This window comes from Sphaerisporangium perillae, assembly GCF_023276435.1.
Taxonomy (GTDB): domain Bacteria; phylum Actinomycetota; class Actinomycetes; order Streptosporangiales; family Streptosporangiaceae; genus Sphaerisporangium; species Sphaerisporangium perillae.
Genome location: NZ_JALLPO010000010.1, coordinates 51,828 through 66,516, shown reverse-complemented (window position 1 = coordinate 66,516; position 14,689 = coordinate 51,828). Strand labels below are relative to the sequence as shown.

Sequence of the window (14,689 nt, the reverse complement as noted above, 5' to 3'; positions counted from 1 at the left end):
TCCGGCACGCCTGGAACGTCACCTGAAGTATGGACATCGACTACGCGGCCATCGAGGCGACTCGAGAACGGATCCGCGGGCAACACCTCCACGCGCGCCGGCCTGAGAGCAGCGCGCGTGGCCTTCACCACTTCGCGTTGATCTGCTCCGACGTCGAGCGGACCATCGAGTTCTACCAGGGCATCCTGGAATTCCCGCTGACGGAGATCTTCGAGAACCGCGACTACAAGGGGTCCAACCACTTCTTCTTCGACATCGGCAACGGCAACCTCCTGGCCTTCTTCGACCTGCCGGGGCTCGACCTCGGGCCGTACCAGGAGGTGCTGGGCGGCCTGCACCACATCGCGATCTCGGTCGAGCGCGGGAAGTGGGAGATGCTCAAGGGCAAGCTGGACGCGGCGGGCGTGCCCTACCAGCTCGAAAGCGACGCGTCGATCTACTTCCGCGACCCCGACGGAGCCCGTCTCGAGCTGCTCTCGGACCCTCTCGGCGAGATGTACGGCTCCCGCGTCCTCTGACCCGCACACCTGCGGGCGCCCGTCCTTCGCCCCGGTTTCCCGCCGGGGGTTCGGCTCGCTTGCGCTCAAGGCCCGTGGGTCGCCGGGAGGTAAGGGGCTCGGGTCCCGCGGGTCCGGCCGGGGACCATACTGGAGTGATGCGCCTGACGGACTTCTGGAACCGGATGAATCGGCACTTCGGGGAGAGGTACGCCGAGTCCTGGGCGCGTGACTATGTGATCGCCGAGCTGGGCGGTCGCACCGTGACCCAGGCGCTCGCGGACGGGGTGGCCGCCAAAGAAGTGTGGCGTGCCGTCTGCGGGGTGACCGACGTGGACTCCCGGCTGCGCTGACCGGCCCCGGCCGACCGCGCTCACCCGCTCCGGCGTCAAGTCTTGGCGGGCGGCCGGACCGGCCTGCCCGCGGCGCCCGCCGGCCGGGTCGTCGCGCTCGTCCGCGACGCCTCGGTGCGCCGGAGGGCGTCTTCCTTGACCAGGGAAGATCCACAGAACGCTCCCGGCAGGTCGCCATGGTTCGCCAGACGATCGAACAGTCGTTCGGCTATATTGAACTTGCCGACGCCCTGGGCCCGCTCCGGGAAAATGTCGGTGGCACCCCGTAGCTTTCAGGCGACGGAAACGACTTCGACTCAACCCTCCAGGGGGGCACTCCATGGCAGCCAACGACCGCGAGAAGGCCCTTGAGACCGCGCTCGCTCAGATCGAGCGACAGTTCGGCAAGGGCTCTGTCATGCGCCTCGGCGATGACGCGCGAGCTCCCATCGAGGTGATCCCCACCGGGGCCATCTCGCTCGATGTGGCTCTCGGCATCGGCGGTTTCCCCCGCGGGCGCATCGTCGAGATCTACGGCCCCGAGTCCAGCGGTAAGACCACCGTGGCGCTCCACGCCGTCGCGAACGCCCAGCGCGGGGGCGGCATCGCCGCGTTCATCGACGCCGAGCACGCCCTCGACCCCGAGTACGCCGGCAAGCTCGGTGTCGACACCGACGCCCTGCTGGTCTCCCAGCCGGACACCGGTGAGCAGGCCCTCGAGATCGCCGACATGCTGATCCGTTCCGGCGCCATCGACCTCGTGGTCATCGACTCGGTGGCGGCCCTCGTGCCCAAGGCCGAGATCGAGGGCGAGATGGGCGACAGCCACGTGGGCCTGCAGGCCCGGCTCATGTCGCAGGCCCTGCGCAAGGTGGCCGGCGCTCTGAGCAACACCGGCACGACCGCCATCTTCATCAACCAGCTCCGCGAGAAGATCGGCGTGATGTTCGGTTCGCCCGAGACCACGACCGGTGGCAAGGCGCTGAAGTTCTACGCCTCGGTCCGCCTGGACGTCCGGCGCATCGAGACGCTCAAGGACGGCACCGAGCCGGTCGGCAACCGCACCCGCGTCAAGGTCGTGAAGAACAAGATGGCCCCGCCCTTCCGGGTGGCCGACTTCGACATCCTCTATGGCTTCGGCATCTCCCGCGAAGGCGGCCTGATCGACATGGGCGTCGAGCAGGGCTTCGTCCGCAAGGCCGGCGCCTGGTACACCTACGAGGGCGACCAGCTCGGCCAGGGCAAGGAGAACGCCCGCAACTTCCTGAAGAACAACCCCGACATCGCCAACGAGATCGAGAAGAAGATCAAGGAGAAGCTCGGCGTCGGGCCTCGCCTCGACAGCCCCGTCGAGGCCGCCGCGCCGCCGGCCGCGCCCGCCGCCGCCGCGGCTGCCGGTCGCGGCAGCAAGGCGCCCAAGCCGGGCGACGTCTGATCTGGGCTGATCTCCCATGCCTGCGAGCGATGACCCCCCTGGCCACCTGCGGCCAGGGGACTGGGGAGCACCGAGAGACGCTCCGCGCGAGGAGTCACGCGGCAGACGAAGATCTCGCGGGTCCTACGGGTCCAGGCGATCCGGGGAGCCGCGCGGGTTCGATGGGCCGGTCGAGGGCTCTCTGGCGGCTCAGGGGCCCCCTGCCGATCCAGAGGCGGTGGCCCGGGCCGTCTGCCTGCGGCTGCTGACCTTGGCGCCGCGTACGCGGGCCCAGCTCGCCGAGGCGCTTCGCAAGAGGAACATCCCCGAGGAGGCCGCCGAGACCGTTCTCGCCCGTTTCTCCGACGTGGGGCTCATCGACGACGAGGCGTTCGCCGAGGCGTGGGTCAGCTCCCGGCATGCCGGGCGGGGCCTCGCGCGGCGCGCTCTCGCCGCCGAGCTTCGCACGCGCGGCGTCGACGAGGAGACCGTGCGCGAGGCGGTCGACCAGCTCGACCCCGACCAGGAGCTGGAGACCGCCCGCCGGCTGGTCGAGCGCAAGCTTCCGGGCACCCGCCACCTCGAACCCGCCGCACGGGTCCGGCGCCTCGCGGGCATGCTCGCCCGCAAGGGATATTCCGGCAGCCTCGCCTACCGCGTCGTCAGAGAGGCCCTGGAAAGCGAGGGGCAACCGGCCGACGGCCTCCCCGACGACTTCGAGTGAGCCGTCCACCCACACGATCTCCCCCGCCTGGCGCTGGAGACGCCGAAGGTCCTTTCTCCCCGCCTGGCGCTGGAGGTGCCGAAGGTCCCTTCTCCTCCGCGGGACGGGACGCCGCTCGAGGTGGACATCGGTCTCGATCTGGGACGGCACATTCGCTGATCGGCGGTGTTCCGTGCGCGGGCAGGGAGGTCACAGGTCGCGGAGGGCGGGAAGGAGTTCCTTTTCGGCCCAGGCGAGGAACTCCCGCTGGCGGTCCGCGCCGACCTGTACCAGTGCCACGTGCGTGAAGCCCGCGTCGGTGAACTCCTTGACGGCTCGCACGACCGCGTCGACGCTCGAGCCGCACGGGACGTGCTCGGTCACGTCCTCCGGGCGGACGTACTCGGCGTAGGACGCGAAGTTCACCGGTCCCGGCAGTTCGGACAGGACCTTCCAGCCTGCGGGGAACCACTTCCACAGCCGGTGGGCCCGTTCTGCGGCGGCGCGGGCGTCGTTGTCGTAGGAGACGACGAGCTGCCCGTACACCGGCTTGTCCGCGCCGCCGGTGGCGCGGAACCGCGCCACCAGGTCAGGGTCGGGTTCGGTCGCGATGAGCGCGTCGCCGTACTCCGCGGCGAGGTCCACCGACTGCGGCCCGGAGGCGGCGATGCCGACCGGCACGGGCTCGTCGGGCAGGTCGTAGAGCTTGGCCGAGTCGATCGTGAAGTGGTCGCCGCGATAGCTGACGTACTCTCCGCCGAACAGGGCCTGGATGATCTCGATGGCCTCGCCGAACTTCTCGTGGCGGATGTTGACCGGCGGCCAGCCCTGCCCGACCACGTGCTCGTTGAGGTTCTCGCCCGAGCCCAGGCCCAGGGTGAAGCGCCCGTCCGACAGCGCGCCCATGGTCGCCGCCTTCTGCGCCACCACGGCGGGGTGGTAGCGCATGATCGGGCAGGTGACGTAGGTCATCAGCGGGATGCGATCGGTGGCCTGGGCCACCGCCCCGAGGACCGACCAGGCGTACGGCGAGTGGCCCATGTCCTCCAGCCACGGAAAGTAGTGGTCGGAGATGGTCTCGTAGTCGAACCCCGCGCGCTCCGCGCCGACGGCGTCCTCGACGAGCTGCTTGGGCGGGCTCTGCTCGCACATTAGCGTGTAACCGATCTGTGCCATGGCGGCCACATACCCGCCCGCCTGGCGAACGTGCCGGCTGCCCCGAAAATCTTCTGATTCCGGGCGAGGAGCAGACAAGGTCACAGAGAACTATCCGACTACGTACAAAAGATCATTTTCCCCGCTTCCTGCTGCATAGCGGGATTAATCAGGCGCGATGCCGCGACCTCCTAGATCGCAGGAGCGGACAAAACTGGCTTGACGGGCGGACTTTGCTTGCTCGTTACCTCTCTGACGCTTAATCTCGACCACAGTGAGGAGTTACTCCGCGCACTGCGGATTGCCATAACGGTGAACGACGGACGATCAGGACCGATCACACCCAGTGGACGGACGCCCCGGCGTCAGGACGCTGGACATATTCGTCTGACCAGAATCGCCCGGTCGGGCTGATCCGTGCTGTGCGTGTAACACCTCGCGTGCTGGGGCTCGCGACGCGAGGAGGGGTGGGCGCGCATGGATTCGACAGTCGTGATCATGCTGGCGGTAGCCGTTGTCCTGCTGGCGATTATCGCGATTGTCGTGCTCATCGTGCTGATACGCCGTACCGATGGCCAGCGGTCCGTCGAGCGGGGGCCGACCGCCGAGGAGCTCGCCGACGTCCACGCCGAGCTGGAGCAGGCGCGCCGTGAGGGCGCCGAGATAAGGGTCAAGGCCGAGTCCGACGCCGGAGAGATGCTCCGCCGGGCCGAGGTCGCGGCCGAAGGCGCGCTGCAGATGCGCAAGGAGGTCGACGAGGAGACCCGCGCCCTGAAGAACGAGCTCAAGGAGCTCAGATCCGACCTCGAACGCAGAGAGAACCGCCTGGCCGAGCGGGAGCAGCGGCTCGACGAGGAGGCCCGCAGGCATGCCGAGCGAGGCAGGAAGCTCGCCGAGACCGAGACCGAGCTCGCCGACCGGCGCGCGGAGCTCGACCAGGTCGAGGAGAAGCGCCGCGAGGTGCTCGAGCGCGTCGCCGGGCTGACGGCGGAGCAGGCCAAGTCTGAGCTCGTGATGACCATCGAGAACCAGGCAAAGCGCGAGGCGGCGCTGATCGTCCGGGAGATCGAGAGCGAGGCCCGCAAGGAGGGCGAGAAGCGCGCCTGCAAGATCGTCACCCTGGCCGTGCAGCGGGTGGCGACCGAGCAGACCGCCGAGTCGGTCGTCAGCGTGCTCCACCTCCCCGGCGACGAGATGAAGGGCCGCATCATCGGCCGCGAGGGCCGCAACATCAGGGCGTTCGAGTCGACGACCGGCGTCAACCTGATCATCGACGACACCCCCGAGGCCGTGCTGCTGTCGTGCTTCGACCCGGTCCGGCGGGAGACGGCGCGGCTGACCCTGGAGAAGCTCGTCCTGGACGGCCGCATCCACCCGCAGCGCATCGAGGAGGCCTACGAGCGCAGCAAGGACGAGGTCAAGGACCTCTGCGTCCGGGCCGGTGAGGACGCCCTGGTCGAGCTGGGCATCACCGACATGCACCCAGAGCTGGTCACTCTGCTCGGGCAGCTGCGCTACCGCACCTCCTACGGGCAGAACGTGCTCAAGCACCTCATCGAGTCGGCGCACATCGCGGGCATCATGGCCTCCGAGCTGCGCCTGGACCCGATGCTGCTCAAGCGCTGCACGGTGCTCCACGACATCGGCAAGGCGCTCACCCACGAGGTGGAGGGCAGCCACGCCCTCATCGGGGCCGAGATCGCGCGCAGGTACGGCGAGCACGAGGACGTGGTGCACGCCATCGAGGCCCACCACAACGAGGTCGAGGTCCGCACGGTCGAGGCGGTGCTGACCCAGGCCGCCGACGCGATCAGCGGCAGCCGTCCGGGCGCGCGCAGGGAGTCGCTGGAGGCCTACGTCAAGCGGCTGGAGCGGCTGGAGGAGATCGCGCAGTCCTATGAGGGCGTCGAGAAGGTCTTCGCGATGCAGGCCGGCCGCGAGATCCGCGTCATGGTGCGGCCGGAGGCCATCGACGACATCCAGGCCCAGGTGATCGCCCGTGACGTCGCCAAGCAGGTCGAGGAGGAGCTCACCTACCCGGGTCAGATCCGCATCACCGTCGTCCGCGAGTCCCGCGCCACCGAGTTCGCCCGCTGAGCCAGGGGAAAGAGCACGGGGGATCGACCGGCACCAAGGGTCAAGGCGAGTACGCCCGGCACCGAGAGACCACGGCGGCGCGGGAGGGGCATGGCCGGGGCGGGGTCAGGGGCGCGAGGGGCATGGTCAGGGCGCGAGGGGCATGGCCGGGGCGGGTCAGGGGCGGAAGAGTTGCAGGTAGAACGAGAGTTCGGCGGCGAGGATGGCGGTCTTGGTCTCGGCCCTGCGCAGGTCGTGCGACTCGCCCTCGAAGGCCAGGTAGGTGCAGGGCACCCCGCGCTCGGTCAGGGCCGCCACGAACGCCTCAGACTGCGACGGGGGCACGATCGGGTCGTCCTGACCCTGCATCAGCAGCATCGGGCAGTCGATCTGGCCGGTCTTCGCCAGCGGCTCCCGCGAGGCGTACAGCAGCGGATCGTCGGGGCCGACGAGCCATTCGACGTACCGTGACTCGAAATCGTGCGTCGAGGCGGCCAGGGCGGACAGCGTGCTGACTCCCGCGATCGCGACGCCGCCGCAGAACAGGCCGGAGGCGCAGCAGGCGGCCATGGCGGTCCAGCCGCCGGCGCCGGTGCCCCTGATGGCGATGCGCGCGGGGTCGGCGTGCCCGTCGGACAGCAGCCACTCGGCGGCGGCGATCGTGTCCTCCACGTCGATGACGCCCCAGTGGCCCTGCAGGCGGTCGCGGTACGCGCGGCCGTAGCCGGTGGAACCCCCGTGGTTCACCTCGATGACGCCGATGCCCCGGCTGGTGAAGAACGCCGTGCGCAGGTCGAGCGCGGCGACACTGTGCGCCGCGGGGCCGCCGTGCACGGACACCACGTACGGCGGCGCGGCGTCCCCGGTGGTCACGGATGGGTTGGCGGGCGGGTACACGTAGGCGTGCACGCGCCGGCCGAAGCGGCTGCGGATCTCCACCGGCCGGGGGACGGGAAGGTAGCCGGGGTCCGGCAGCGCCCCGGCGCCGCGCCGCAGCACTTCCGCCCGGCCGTAGGCGCCGGGCCGCGGGGGGCCGGTCCCGCCGCCGGTGTCTCCCGGCGTGGCCCGTTCCCGGCGGGCGGCCGCGTCGACGCGTACGACCGACCGGGGGAGGCGCGGCCCGTAGGCGACGCCGCACACGGTGGACCCGTCGGCACTGAGGCAGGGGACCCAGCCGTCGTAGGGCAGGCCGAGCTCGGTGAGGGCGCCCGTCTCCGGGTCGAGGACGGAGAGCCGCAGGTCTCCGCGGCCGTGCAGGACCGCGAGCCCGCCGTCGCCGAGGACGGCGTACGGCGCGCCGCCCAGCTCGCTGAGCGCCCACGCGAACTCCTCCTCGGCGGGGTGGAGCGCGCGCGGCGAGGCGTCATGGATCCCGACCTGGTGGAGGTTCCACCACCCGGACCGGTCGGAGATCGCGTAGAGGGTCGAGGCGTCCTTCCAGCCCGGCGCGAGCACCGACTCCGACGCGCCGCCCATGAGCCGCCGTGAGCCGCCGCCGTCGAGCCGGGTGACCCGGAGATCGGTGCCGGCCCAGGGCAGCCTCGGATGGTCCCAGCAGATGTAGGCGAGGTGCTCGCCATCGGGGGAGACCGACGGGAAGGCGTAGAAGTCGCTGCCCGCCGCCCGCTGCCTGGGCTCGGCGTCACCGCGCAGCGGGATCGACACGATGGACCGGATGACCTTCCCGCCGCCGGCGTGGCGCTCCTGGACGCACCACACCTCGTCGCCGTGGACGGTCAGATCGGCGTAGCGAAGCCCGCTGGGCGTCTCGGGCTCGGGCGTGATGGCCCTCGGGTCCAGGCCCCCGGCGCCGCCGGCCGGCGGCCCGCCGGAGCCGTCGGCGGGCAGCAGGTAGAGCCGCTGGTCGGCGTGGTTGGCGAACACGACGCCCACGCCGGGTGCCACGGTGTAGGAGCGCCCGCCGTACTCGTGGACGCGGGTGCGCGCGTCCCAGGGGGCCCTCAGCAGCTCCCGCCGCGTGCCGTCGGCGGCGTGGTGGACGATGGTGCGCCGCCCTGCCTCGGCGGGGCGGTCCTCCTCCCACCAGATCTCTCCGGCGAGCACCGTCGGGTATCCGGGCCGCAGGTCGCCGCGGACGACGTCGGCGGTGGAGATCGGAGAGGGCCAGGAACCGAAGGGCAAAGGGGGGTGCCCGGACGTGTGCTCGGGGGGCATAGCCGCATCCTGCCGGAAAACCCCGGCCCGCGTAGGGGCTACGGTGCTGATCGTGTCTTCGCGTACCGCTGCAAAGCAGGTGGAGCGGTGTGTTTCGTGGCCAGCAGGCCGAGGTGCTCGATGACCGCGCGCCGCCAGGCGCCGTCGTCGAACATCGCCCGCAGGGCGTCGTCCACCTGCTCGTGGAGATCGCCGTCCTCGCGCAGGGCTATGCCGTACCGGTCGCGGGAGAAGGCGTGGCCGACGAGGCGGAAGCGCCCGGGGGAGGCGGAGGCCAGGCCCGCGAGCGCCGCCGCGTCGTCGGTGACCGCGTCGACCCGCCGGGAGCCCAGCATCCGCACGCAGTCCTCCACGGTTGAAGCGATCATGAAGACGCGCTGCCACGCCGTGCCGAACCGCGCGCCCAGCGGGCCGGGGGAGCCGGTGCACACCCGCTTCTGGGCCAGGTCGCCGAGCCGCCGGACCGACAGATCACCCGCCTTGGTCAGGATGTCCTGCCCGGAGACCAGATAGGGCCCGGAGATCGAATACAGCCCGGAGGGCAGGTACGGCTCGGAGGCGGGATAGGGCCCGGGAGATGCGCCGGCGTCCGTCATCAGGACGCCCATGGCCAGGTCGATCCGCCGGGGCGCGGCACTCGCGGGCGGGGACGCCAGTTCCACGTAGGTGACCTGGTCGTCGCGGTAGCCGAGCCGCCGGGCGACGTAGCCGGCCACCGCGATCTCGAAACCCGTGTAGCCGCCGCCCGCGGTTCCCTCGACGAGCCCGGGCCGGCCGGGACGTACTCCGACGACCAGCGTGCCGTGGCCGCCCTCACATCCCGCCCCGCCCGCCAGCAGCAGCGACGCGCCCGCGGACACCGCCGCGGCCAGGGCCTTCGCGCCACGCCGGGACGGCTTCCGTGGCGCGGGCGGGGGTCCGGCGGGCGGCATCCTGCTCATTCTTGGTATTGAAGCCGCCACGCGAAGCCCTCGCCCGCTACCAGGCAGAACCTTTACCGGGAAGCCGCAGAAGGGCCCTCCACGGCGACGTGGGGGAATCCCCGGCGTTCACGCCGGGGAGGAGGTCAATCCATGCCGCCGCCGACCCCCACGGCCGCCGGGGTGCCGACGACCGTCGCCGTCGTGCGGCGGCTGCGCCTGCTGCGCCGTTCCAGCACGGTCGCGAGGTGGCCGAGCGCCAGGTTGATCGCGATGTACACCAGGGAGATGACGATCGCGCTCGGGATGAGGTTGCCGAAGTTGGCCGGGATCTGCTTCAGCCCGAAGTTCAGCAGCTCCTCGTAGGCGATGACCCAGCCGAGCGCGGTGTCCTTGAGCAGGACGACCATCTGGCTCACGATGGCGGGCATCATCGCGGTGGTGGCCTGGGGCAGCAGGATGAGCCGCATCACGCCGCCCTTGCGCAGCCCGAGGGCGTAACCGGCCTCCGACTGCCCCTTGGGCACCGCGTGGATGCCCGCGCGGAACACCTCCGCGAGCACTGAGCCGTTGTACAGGGTCAGGCCGATGACCACGGCGGCGAAGGCGGGCACGCTGACGGTGTAGCCGCTGATGGTGGCCGGCCCCGCCTGGGCGAAGAAGATGAGCAGGAGCAGCGGGATGGCGCGGAAGAACTCCACGACCGCGCCCGCCGGCACGCGGATCCAGGTGTGGTCCGACAGCCTGCCCAGCCCGAAGACGATGCCGAAGACCAGCGCGAGCACGGCGGAGACGACGGCGGCCTCGAGCGTGGCGACCAGGCCGGGGATGATCTGTCCCGTCCACACCTCCGGCCGCAGGAACGGTTCCCACAGCCGGCCGGCGAACTGCCCCTTGTCGGCCAGCCCCTTGATCAGCAGGTAGGCGATCCCGAGGACCACGACGGCGGAGACCAGGGTGAGGACGTTGTTGCGCAGGCGTGCCCGGGGGCCGGGCACGTCGAACAGGACGCTCGTGCTCATCGGATCACCGCCATCCGCTTGGCGAGCCGGCCGAACAGGAACCCGGTGGGCAGCGTCAGGACCATGTACCCGATCGCGAACCCGAGGAAGATCGGCAGCGTGCCTCCGTAGTCGTCGAACATCTGCTTCATGACCGACGACGCCTCGATGTAGCCGGCGACGATCACGATGGTGGTGTTCTTGGTCAGCGCGATGAAGATGCTGCCCAGGGGGGCGATCACCGAGCGGAACGCCTGCGGGAGCACCACCATTCGCAGCGACTGCGGGAAGGTGAGCCCGATGGCCCGGGCCGCCTCGGCCTGACCGGGCGGCACGGTGTTGATGCCCGCGCGCAGCGCCTCGCAGACGAACGCGGCGGTGTACGCCGACAGGCCGAGCGTCGCCCACCAGTAGTAGTTGGTGGGGGAGTCGGTGGACAGGTGCAGCTGCAGGGTGTCGCTCAGGCCCAGCGCGCACAGCAGCAGCACCAGCGTGAGCGGGGTGTTGCGAAGGGTGTTGACGTAGATCGTCCCGGCGGCGCGGAGCACGGGCGTGGGGGACACCCGCATCGCGACCAGGATCGTGCCTGCGATGAGCGCCAGGATGCCGCTCATGAGGGTCAGGCGGATCGTCGACCAGAATCCGGTGAGGATCGTGCCGAACTCTTCGACGAGCGGACTGAAGTCGAGAAGTGATTCCATCGGGCTCCACCGGAGACGGGGAGCGCCGGTGAGGTGACCTCACCGGCGCGGGGGAAGGGGATCAGCTGCAGCCCTCGGCCGGGGGCGCTCCGGTCGCAGTGAACTTCAGGCCGGTGCCGCTGAAGTGCTTGTCGAACAGCTTCTGGATCGTCCCGTCCGAGTACATCTCGGTGATCGCCTTGTTGACGGCCTCGCAGGTCTCCTTGTCGCCCTTCTTCAGGCCGACGCCGTACTTCTCGTCGGTGAAGGGGGCGCCGGTCACCTTGAGGGCGGTGCCCTCACGCTTGGCGTAACCGGCGAGGATCATGTCGTCGGTGGTGACGGCGTCGATCGCGTCGCCCTTGAGCTTGGTGATGCACTCGTCGTAGGCGCCGGCCGGCACGAGCTGGACGTCGACCTTCTTGCTCTCCTTGTTGGTGCCCTCGGCGATGTTCTTCCAGGAGTTGGAGCCGGTCACCTGGCAGATGCGCTTGCCCTTGAGGCTGTCCAGGGAGGTGATCGAGGTGTCGTCCGCGCGGACCAGCGTGTCCTGGTGGGCGACGTAGAACGGCCCGCCGAAGGTCACCTTGGGCTTGCGCGCCTCAGTGATGGAGTAGGTAGCGACGATCATGTCGACCTGGCCCTGCTGGAGGAAGGTCTCGCGGTTGGCCGAGCGCGCCTCCTTCCAGGTGATGCCGCTCGCCGGGACGCCGAGCTTGCCCGCGAGGTAGGTCGCCACGTCGACGTCGAAGCCCTCGACCGTGCCGTCGGGCTTCTTCAGGCCCATGCCGGGCTGGTCGTACTTGACGCCGATGGTCAGCTTCTTGTCGTCCTTGGCCTTCTGCAGGGCCGTCGTCGGGCCGCTGTTGCCGCAGGCGGCGAGGCTGCCGGCCAGTGCCGCGGCAGACAGGACGAGGGCCCCGATCTGTCGTGAACGCATATGCGTGTACCTCAGCTTTCTTCGTAACGGGCGAGACGAGCATTACCGGCGCGGCGAGCGGTCGCCAAGGTGTGCGGCGGCACGTGGCGTCGTACAGAGCGTCGTACGTGCCGCGCGCGTTCGTACATGGACGTGCGGATCAGTGGGTCAGGATCTTGGACAGGAAGTCCTTGGCCCGGTCGGTGCGAGGATTGGTGAAGAAGTCGTCGGGGGTGTTCTCCTCGACGATCTGTCCCTCCGCCATGAACACGACACGCTTCGCCGCCCGGCGGGCGAACCCCATCTCGTGGGTCACCACCACCATCGTCATGCCGTCCCGAGCGAGGCCGATCATGACGTCGAGCACCTCCTGGACCATCTCAGGGTCCAGCGCCGAGGTCGGTTCGTCGAAGAGGATCATCTTGGGATCCATCGCGAGCGCGCGGGCGATGGCCGTCCGCTGCTGCTGGCCACCCGAGAGCTGGGCGGGATACTTGCTCGCCTGGGTCGCGATGCCCACACGCTCCAGCAACTCCATGCCGCGCTTCTCGGCCTGGTCGCGCGAGATGCCGCGGACCTTGATCGGGCCGAGCGTGACGTTCTCGAGGATCGTCTTGTGCGCGAACAGGTTGAAGGACTGGAACACCATCCCCACGTCCGACCTAAGCCGGGCCAGCGCCTTCCCCTCGGCGGGCAGAGGCTTCCCGTCGAAGGTGATGGTGCCGGAGTCGATCGTCTCCAGCCGGTTGATGGCGCGGCACAGCGTCGACTTCCCACCCCCGGACGGGCCGATCACCACGACGACCTCGCCCCGGTAGACCGTCAGGTTGATGTCCTTGAGCACATGCAGGGCACCGAAGTTCTTATTGACGTTCTCGACTCTGACGAGAGGAGTCGCGTCCCCGTTCTCCGTCATGTTGCACAACGTAAGTGGTGGAGGCCACCGGTCACTAACCGGGCGGTACCGATCGCATCACGGCCTGATCACGACGACCCGTCCCGCATGCTGGAACGTTGCAGGTTTCTCCGGCGGGCGCGGCGTGCGGCGCACCTCGCGGAGCGCCTACCCTTGTCTGTTGAGATGAATGCCACCGAGGAGCGCCCCCGCACGTACGAGGTCATCACGTACGGGTGCCAGATGAACGTCCACGACTCCGAACGGCTCTCCGGTCTGCTGGAGGACGCCGGATACGTCCGCCCCGACGACGGGGAGACGGCCGACGTGGTCGTGTTCAACACCTGCGCCGTCCGCGAGAACGCCGACAACAGGCTGTACGGCAACCTCGGCCACCTGCGCCCGGCCAAGATGCGCAATCCCGGCATGCAGATCGCCGTGGGGGGCTGCCTCGCGCAGAAGGACCAGGGGGAGATCGTCCGCAAGGCCCCCTGGGTCGACGTGGTCTTCGGCACGCACAACATCGGGTCGCTGCCGGTGCTGCTCGAGCGGGCGCGCGTCGCGCAGGAGGCCCAGGTCGAGATCAAGGAGTCGCTCGAGGTCTTCCCGAGCACGCTCCCCACCAAGCGCGAGTCGCCGTACGCCGCGTGGGTGTCCATCTCGGTCGGGTGCAACAACACCTGCACGTTCTGCATCGTCCCCGCGCTGCGCGGCAAGGAGAAGGACCGCCGCCCCGGCGACATCCTCAACGAGATCCACTCCCTGGTCGACCTCGGCGTCCTGGAGATCACGCTTCTCGGGCAGAACGTCAACACCTACGGGGTCGAGTTCGGCGACCGGCTGGCGTTCGGCAAGCTGCTGCGCGCCTGCGGCGACGTCCCCGGCCTGGAACGGGTGCGCTTCACCTCGCCGCACCCGGCGGCCTTCACCGACGACGTCATCGCCGCCATGGCCGAGACGCCGAACGTCATGCACCAGCTTCACATGCCCCTGCAGTCGGGCTCCGACCGCGTTCTGAAGGCCATGCGCCGGTCCTACCGCGCCGAGCGCTACCTCGGCATCATCGAGCGGGTGCGCGCCGCCATGCCCGACGCCGCCATCTCCACCGACATCATCGTCGGCTTCCCGGGGGAGACCGAGGACGACTTCCAGGCCACCCTCGACGTCGTCCGTGAGTCCCGCTTCGCCAACGCCTTCACCTTCCAGTACTCCATCCGTCCCGGCACCCCCGCCGCCACCATGGACGACCAGGTGCCCAAGGAGGTCGTCCAGGAGCGGTACGAGCGGCTCGTCGCCCTGCAGAACGACATCTCCTGGGCCGAGAACAAGGCCCAGGTGGGCCGCACGCTCGAGGTGCTGGTCGCCGAGGGCGAGGGCCGCAAGGACGAGGCGACCCACCGCATGTCCGGCCGCGCGGCCGACAACCGGCTGGTCCACTTCGTGCCGGCCCTGCGCGACGGCGACGGCGCCCTGCCCCGGCCGGGCGACATGGCGACCGTCGAGGTCACCTACGCCGCTCCGCACCACCTGGTCGCCGACGGGCCCGCGCTCGCGCTGCGCCGCACCCGCGCCGGTGACGCCTGGGAGACCAGAGAGAGCGCCGCCTGCGGCACCTCCGCGAGCGGTGGTTCCGGCAAGCCGGCCACGGTGTCGCTGGGCATGCCCTCGCTCCGCCGCTCCTGACCGGTCAGGTCCTCGGCGTCGGGGTCTTGCGCCGGCATGGACTCGCTGCGCTGCTCCTGACCCGTCTCGTCCTCGGCGTCGAGGTCTTCCATCGGTATGCCCTTGTTGCGCTGCTCCTGACCCGTCAGGTCCTCGGCGTCGAGGTCCCGCGCCGGTGCGGACTCGCTGAGCTGCTCCTGACCGGTCAGGTCCTCGGCGTCGGGGTCCTGCGCCGGTGTGGACTCTCTCCGGGGGCGGGT

The 14,689-nt window shown here is 70.1% G+C and carries 13 protein-coding genes; 6 read left to right on the top strand and 7 right to left on the bottom strand.

What is annotated here, in order from left to right; genetic code table 11:
* Positions 1-29 precede the first annotated feature (29 nt).
* The 4 genes from MYF83_RS11855 (at position 30) to recX (ending at position 2,967) form a co-directional block, all read left to right on the top strand.
* Complete coding sequence (locus MYF83_RS11855; protein WP_248960312.1) at positions 30-518, top strand: VOC family protein; 489 nt, start codon at positions 30-32, stop codon at positions 516-518.
* A gap of 137 nt (positions 519-655) precedes the next feature.
* A complete protein-coding gene (locus MYF83_RS11850; protein WP_248960432.1) occupies positions 656-850 on the top strand; it encodes a DUF3046 domain-containing protein in 195 nt (64 codons plus the stop codon).
* A gap of 319 nt (positions 851-1,169) precedes the next feature.
* A complete protein-coding gene (gene recA, locus MYF83_RS11845) occupies positions 1,170-2,264 on the top strand; it encodes a recombinase RecA (RefSeq protein WP_248960311.1) in 1,095 nt (364 codons plus the stop codon).
* Positions 2,265-2,280: 16 nt separating this feature from the next.
* Positions 2,281-2,967 carry a recombination regulator RecX gene (recX, locus tag MYF83_RS11840; RefSeq protein ID WP_372500140.1) on the top strand — a complete coding sequence of 229 codons (687 nt, stop codon included), beginning with the start codon at positions 2,281-2,283 and terminating at the stop codon, positions 2,965-2,967.
* Between the two features lie 189 nt (positions 2,968-3,156).
* Here recX and MYF83_RS11835 read toward each other — a convergent pair whose 3' ends face one another.
* Positions 3,157-4,122, bottom strand: a complete 966-nt coding sequence (locus MYF83_RS11835; RefSeq protein ID WP_248960310.1) for a TIGR03557 family F420-dependent LLM class oxidoreductase — start codon at positions 4,120-4,122, stop codon at positions 3,157-3,159.
* A gap of 456 nt (positions 4,123-4,578) precedes the next feature.
* Between MYF83_RS11835 and rny the strand changes: the two genes are divergently transcribed.
* Complete coding sequence (gene rny / locus MYF83_RS11830; RefSeq protein WP_248960309.1) at positions 4,579-6,198, top strand: ribonuclease Y; 1,620 nt, start codon at positions 4,579-4,581, stop codon at positions 6,196-6,198.
* Between the two features lie 156 nt (positions 6,199-6,354).
* On the opposite strand, the gene MYF83_RS11825 is transcribed toward rny, so the two are convergent.
* The 6 genes from MYF83_RS11825 to MYF83_RS11800 form a co-directional block, all read right to left on the bottom strand.
* Complete coding sequence (locus MYF83_RS11825; RefSeq protein ID WP_248960308.1) at positions 6,355-8,352, bottom strand: S9 family peptidase; 1,998 nt, start codon at positions 8,350-8,352, stop codon at positions 6,355-6,357.
* A gap of 38 nt (positions 8,353-8,390) precedes the next feature.
* Entirely contained in the window at positions 8,391-9,284 is an 894-nt protein-coding gene (locus tag MYF83_RS11820) for a substrate-binding periplasmic protein (RefSeq protein WP_248960307.1), read from the bottom strand.
* Between the two features lie 134 nt (positions 9,285-9,418).
* Entirely contained in the window at positions 9,419-10,294 is an 876-nt protein-coding gene (locus MYF83_RS11815) for an amino acid ABC transporter permease (RefSeq protein WP_248960306.1), read from the bottom strand.
* Positions 10,291-10,974 carry an amino acid ABC transporter permease gene (locus MYF83_RS11810; RefSeq protein ID WP_248960305.1) on the bottom strand — a complete coding sequence of 228 codons (684 nt, stop codon included), beginning with the start codon at positions 10,972-10,974 and terminating at the stop codon, positions 10,291-10,293. The genes MYF83_RS11815 and MYF83_RS11810 overlap by 4 nt, the downstream gene beginning before the upstream one ends.
* A 61-nt stretch (positions 10,975-11,035) precedes the next feature.
* The gene (locus MYF83_RS11805; RefSeq protein ID WP_248960304.1) at positions 11,036-11,893 is read right to left on the bottom strand and encodes a glutamate ABC transporter substrate-binding protein; all 858 of its coding nucleotides are present in this window, start codon (positions 11,891-11,893) and stop codon (positions 11,036-11,038) included.
* A gap of 139 nt (positions 11,894-12,032) precedes the next feature.
* Positions 12,033-12,788 (bottom strand): amino acid ABC transporter ATP-binding protein, encoded by a 756-nt coding sequence (locus MYF83_RS11800; RefSeq protein ID WP_248960303.1) that lies wholly within the window; start codon positions 12,786-12,788, stop codon positions 12,033-12,035.
* A gap of 165 nt (positions 12,789-12,953) precedes the next feature.
* On the opposite strand from MYF83_RS11800, the gene miaB reads away from it, so the two are divergent.
* Positions 12,954-14,450 (top strand): tRNA (N6-isopentenyl adenosine(37)-C2)-methylthiotransferase MiaB, encoded by a 1,497-nt coding sequence (miaB, locus tag MYF83_RS11795; protein WP_248960430.1) that lies wholly within the window; start codon positions 12,954-12,956, stop codon positions 14,448-14,450.
* Positions 14,451-14,689 lie beyond the last annotated feature (239 nt).

What these genes read in the sequence shown, in the direction of transcription:
- MYF83_RS11855 (WP_248960312.1), top strand. Translation starts at nt 30, where the DNA reads ATGGACATCGACTACGCGGCCATCGAGGCGACTCGAGAACGGATCCGC.
- MYF83_RS11850 (WP_248960432.1), top strand. Translation starts at nt 656, where the DNA reads ATGCGCCTGACGGACTTCTGGAACCGGATGAATCGGCACTTCGGGGAG.
- recA (WP_248960311.1), top strand. Translation starts at nt 1,170, where the DNA reads ATGGCAGCCAACGACCGCGAGAAGGCCCTTGAGACCGCGCTCGCTCAG.
- recX (WP_372500140.1), top strand. Translation starts at nt 2,281, where the DNA reads ATGCCTGCGAGCGATGACCCCCCTGGCCACCTGCGGCCAGGGGACTGG.
- MYF83_RS11835 (WP_248960310.1), bottom strand. Translation starts at nt 4,122, where the DNA reads ATGGCACAGATCGGTTACACGCTAATGTGCGAGCAGAGCCCGCCCAAG.
- rny (WP_248960309.1), top strand. Translation starts at nt 4,579, where the DNA reads ATGGATTCGACAGTCGTGATCATGCTGGCGGTAGCCGTTGTCCTGCTG.
- MYF83_RS11825 (WP_248960308.1), bottom strand. Translation starts at nt 8,352, where the DNA reads ATGCCCCCCGAGCACACGTCCGGGCACCCCCCTTTGCCCTTCGGTTCC.
- MYF83_RS11820 (WP_248960307.1), bottom strand. Translation starts at nt 9,284, where the DNA reads ATGCCGCCCGCCGGACCCCCGCCCGCGCCACGGAAGCCGTCCCGGCGT.
- MYF83_RS11815 (WP_248960306.1), bottom strand. Translation starts at nt 10,294, where the DNA reads ATGAGCACGAGCGTCCTGTTCGACGTGCCCGGCCCCCGGGCACGCCTG.
- MYF83_RS11810 (WP_248960305.1), bottom strand. Translation starts at nt 10,974, where the DNA reads ATGGAATCACTTCTCGACTTCAGTCCGCTCGTCGAAGAGTTCGGCACG.
- MYF83_RS11805 (WP_248960304.1), bottom strand. Translation starts at nt 11,893, where the DNA reads ATGCGTTCACGACAGATCGGGGCCCTCGTCCTGTCTGCCGCGGCACTG.
- MYF83_RS11800 (WP_248960303.1), bottom strand. Translation starts at nt 12,788, where the DNA reads ATGACGGAGAACGGGGACGCGACTCCTCTCGTCAGAGTCGAGAACGTC.
- miaB (WP_248960430.1), top strand. Translation starts at nt 12,954, where the DNA reads ATGAATGCCACCGAGGAGCGCCCCCGCACGTACGAGGTCATCACGTAC.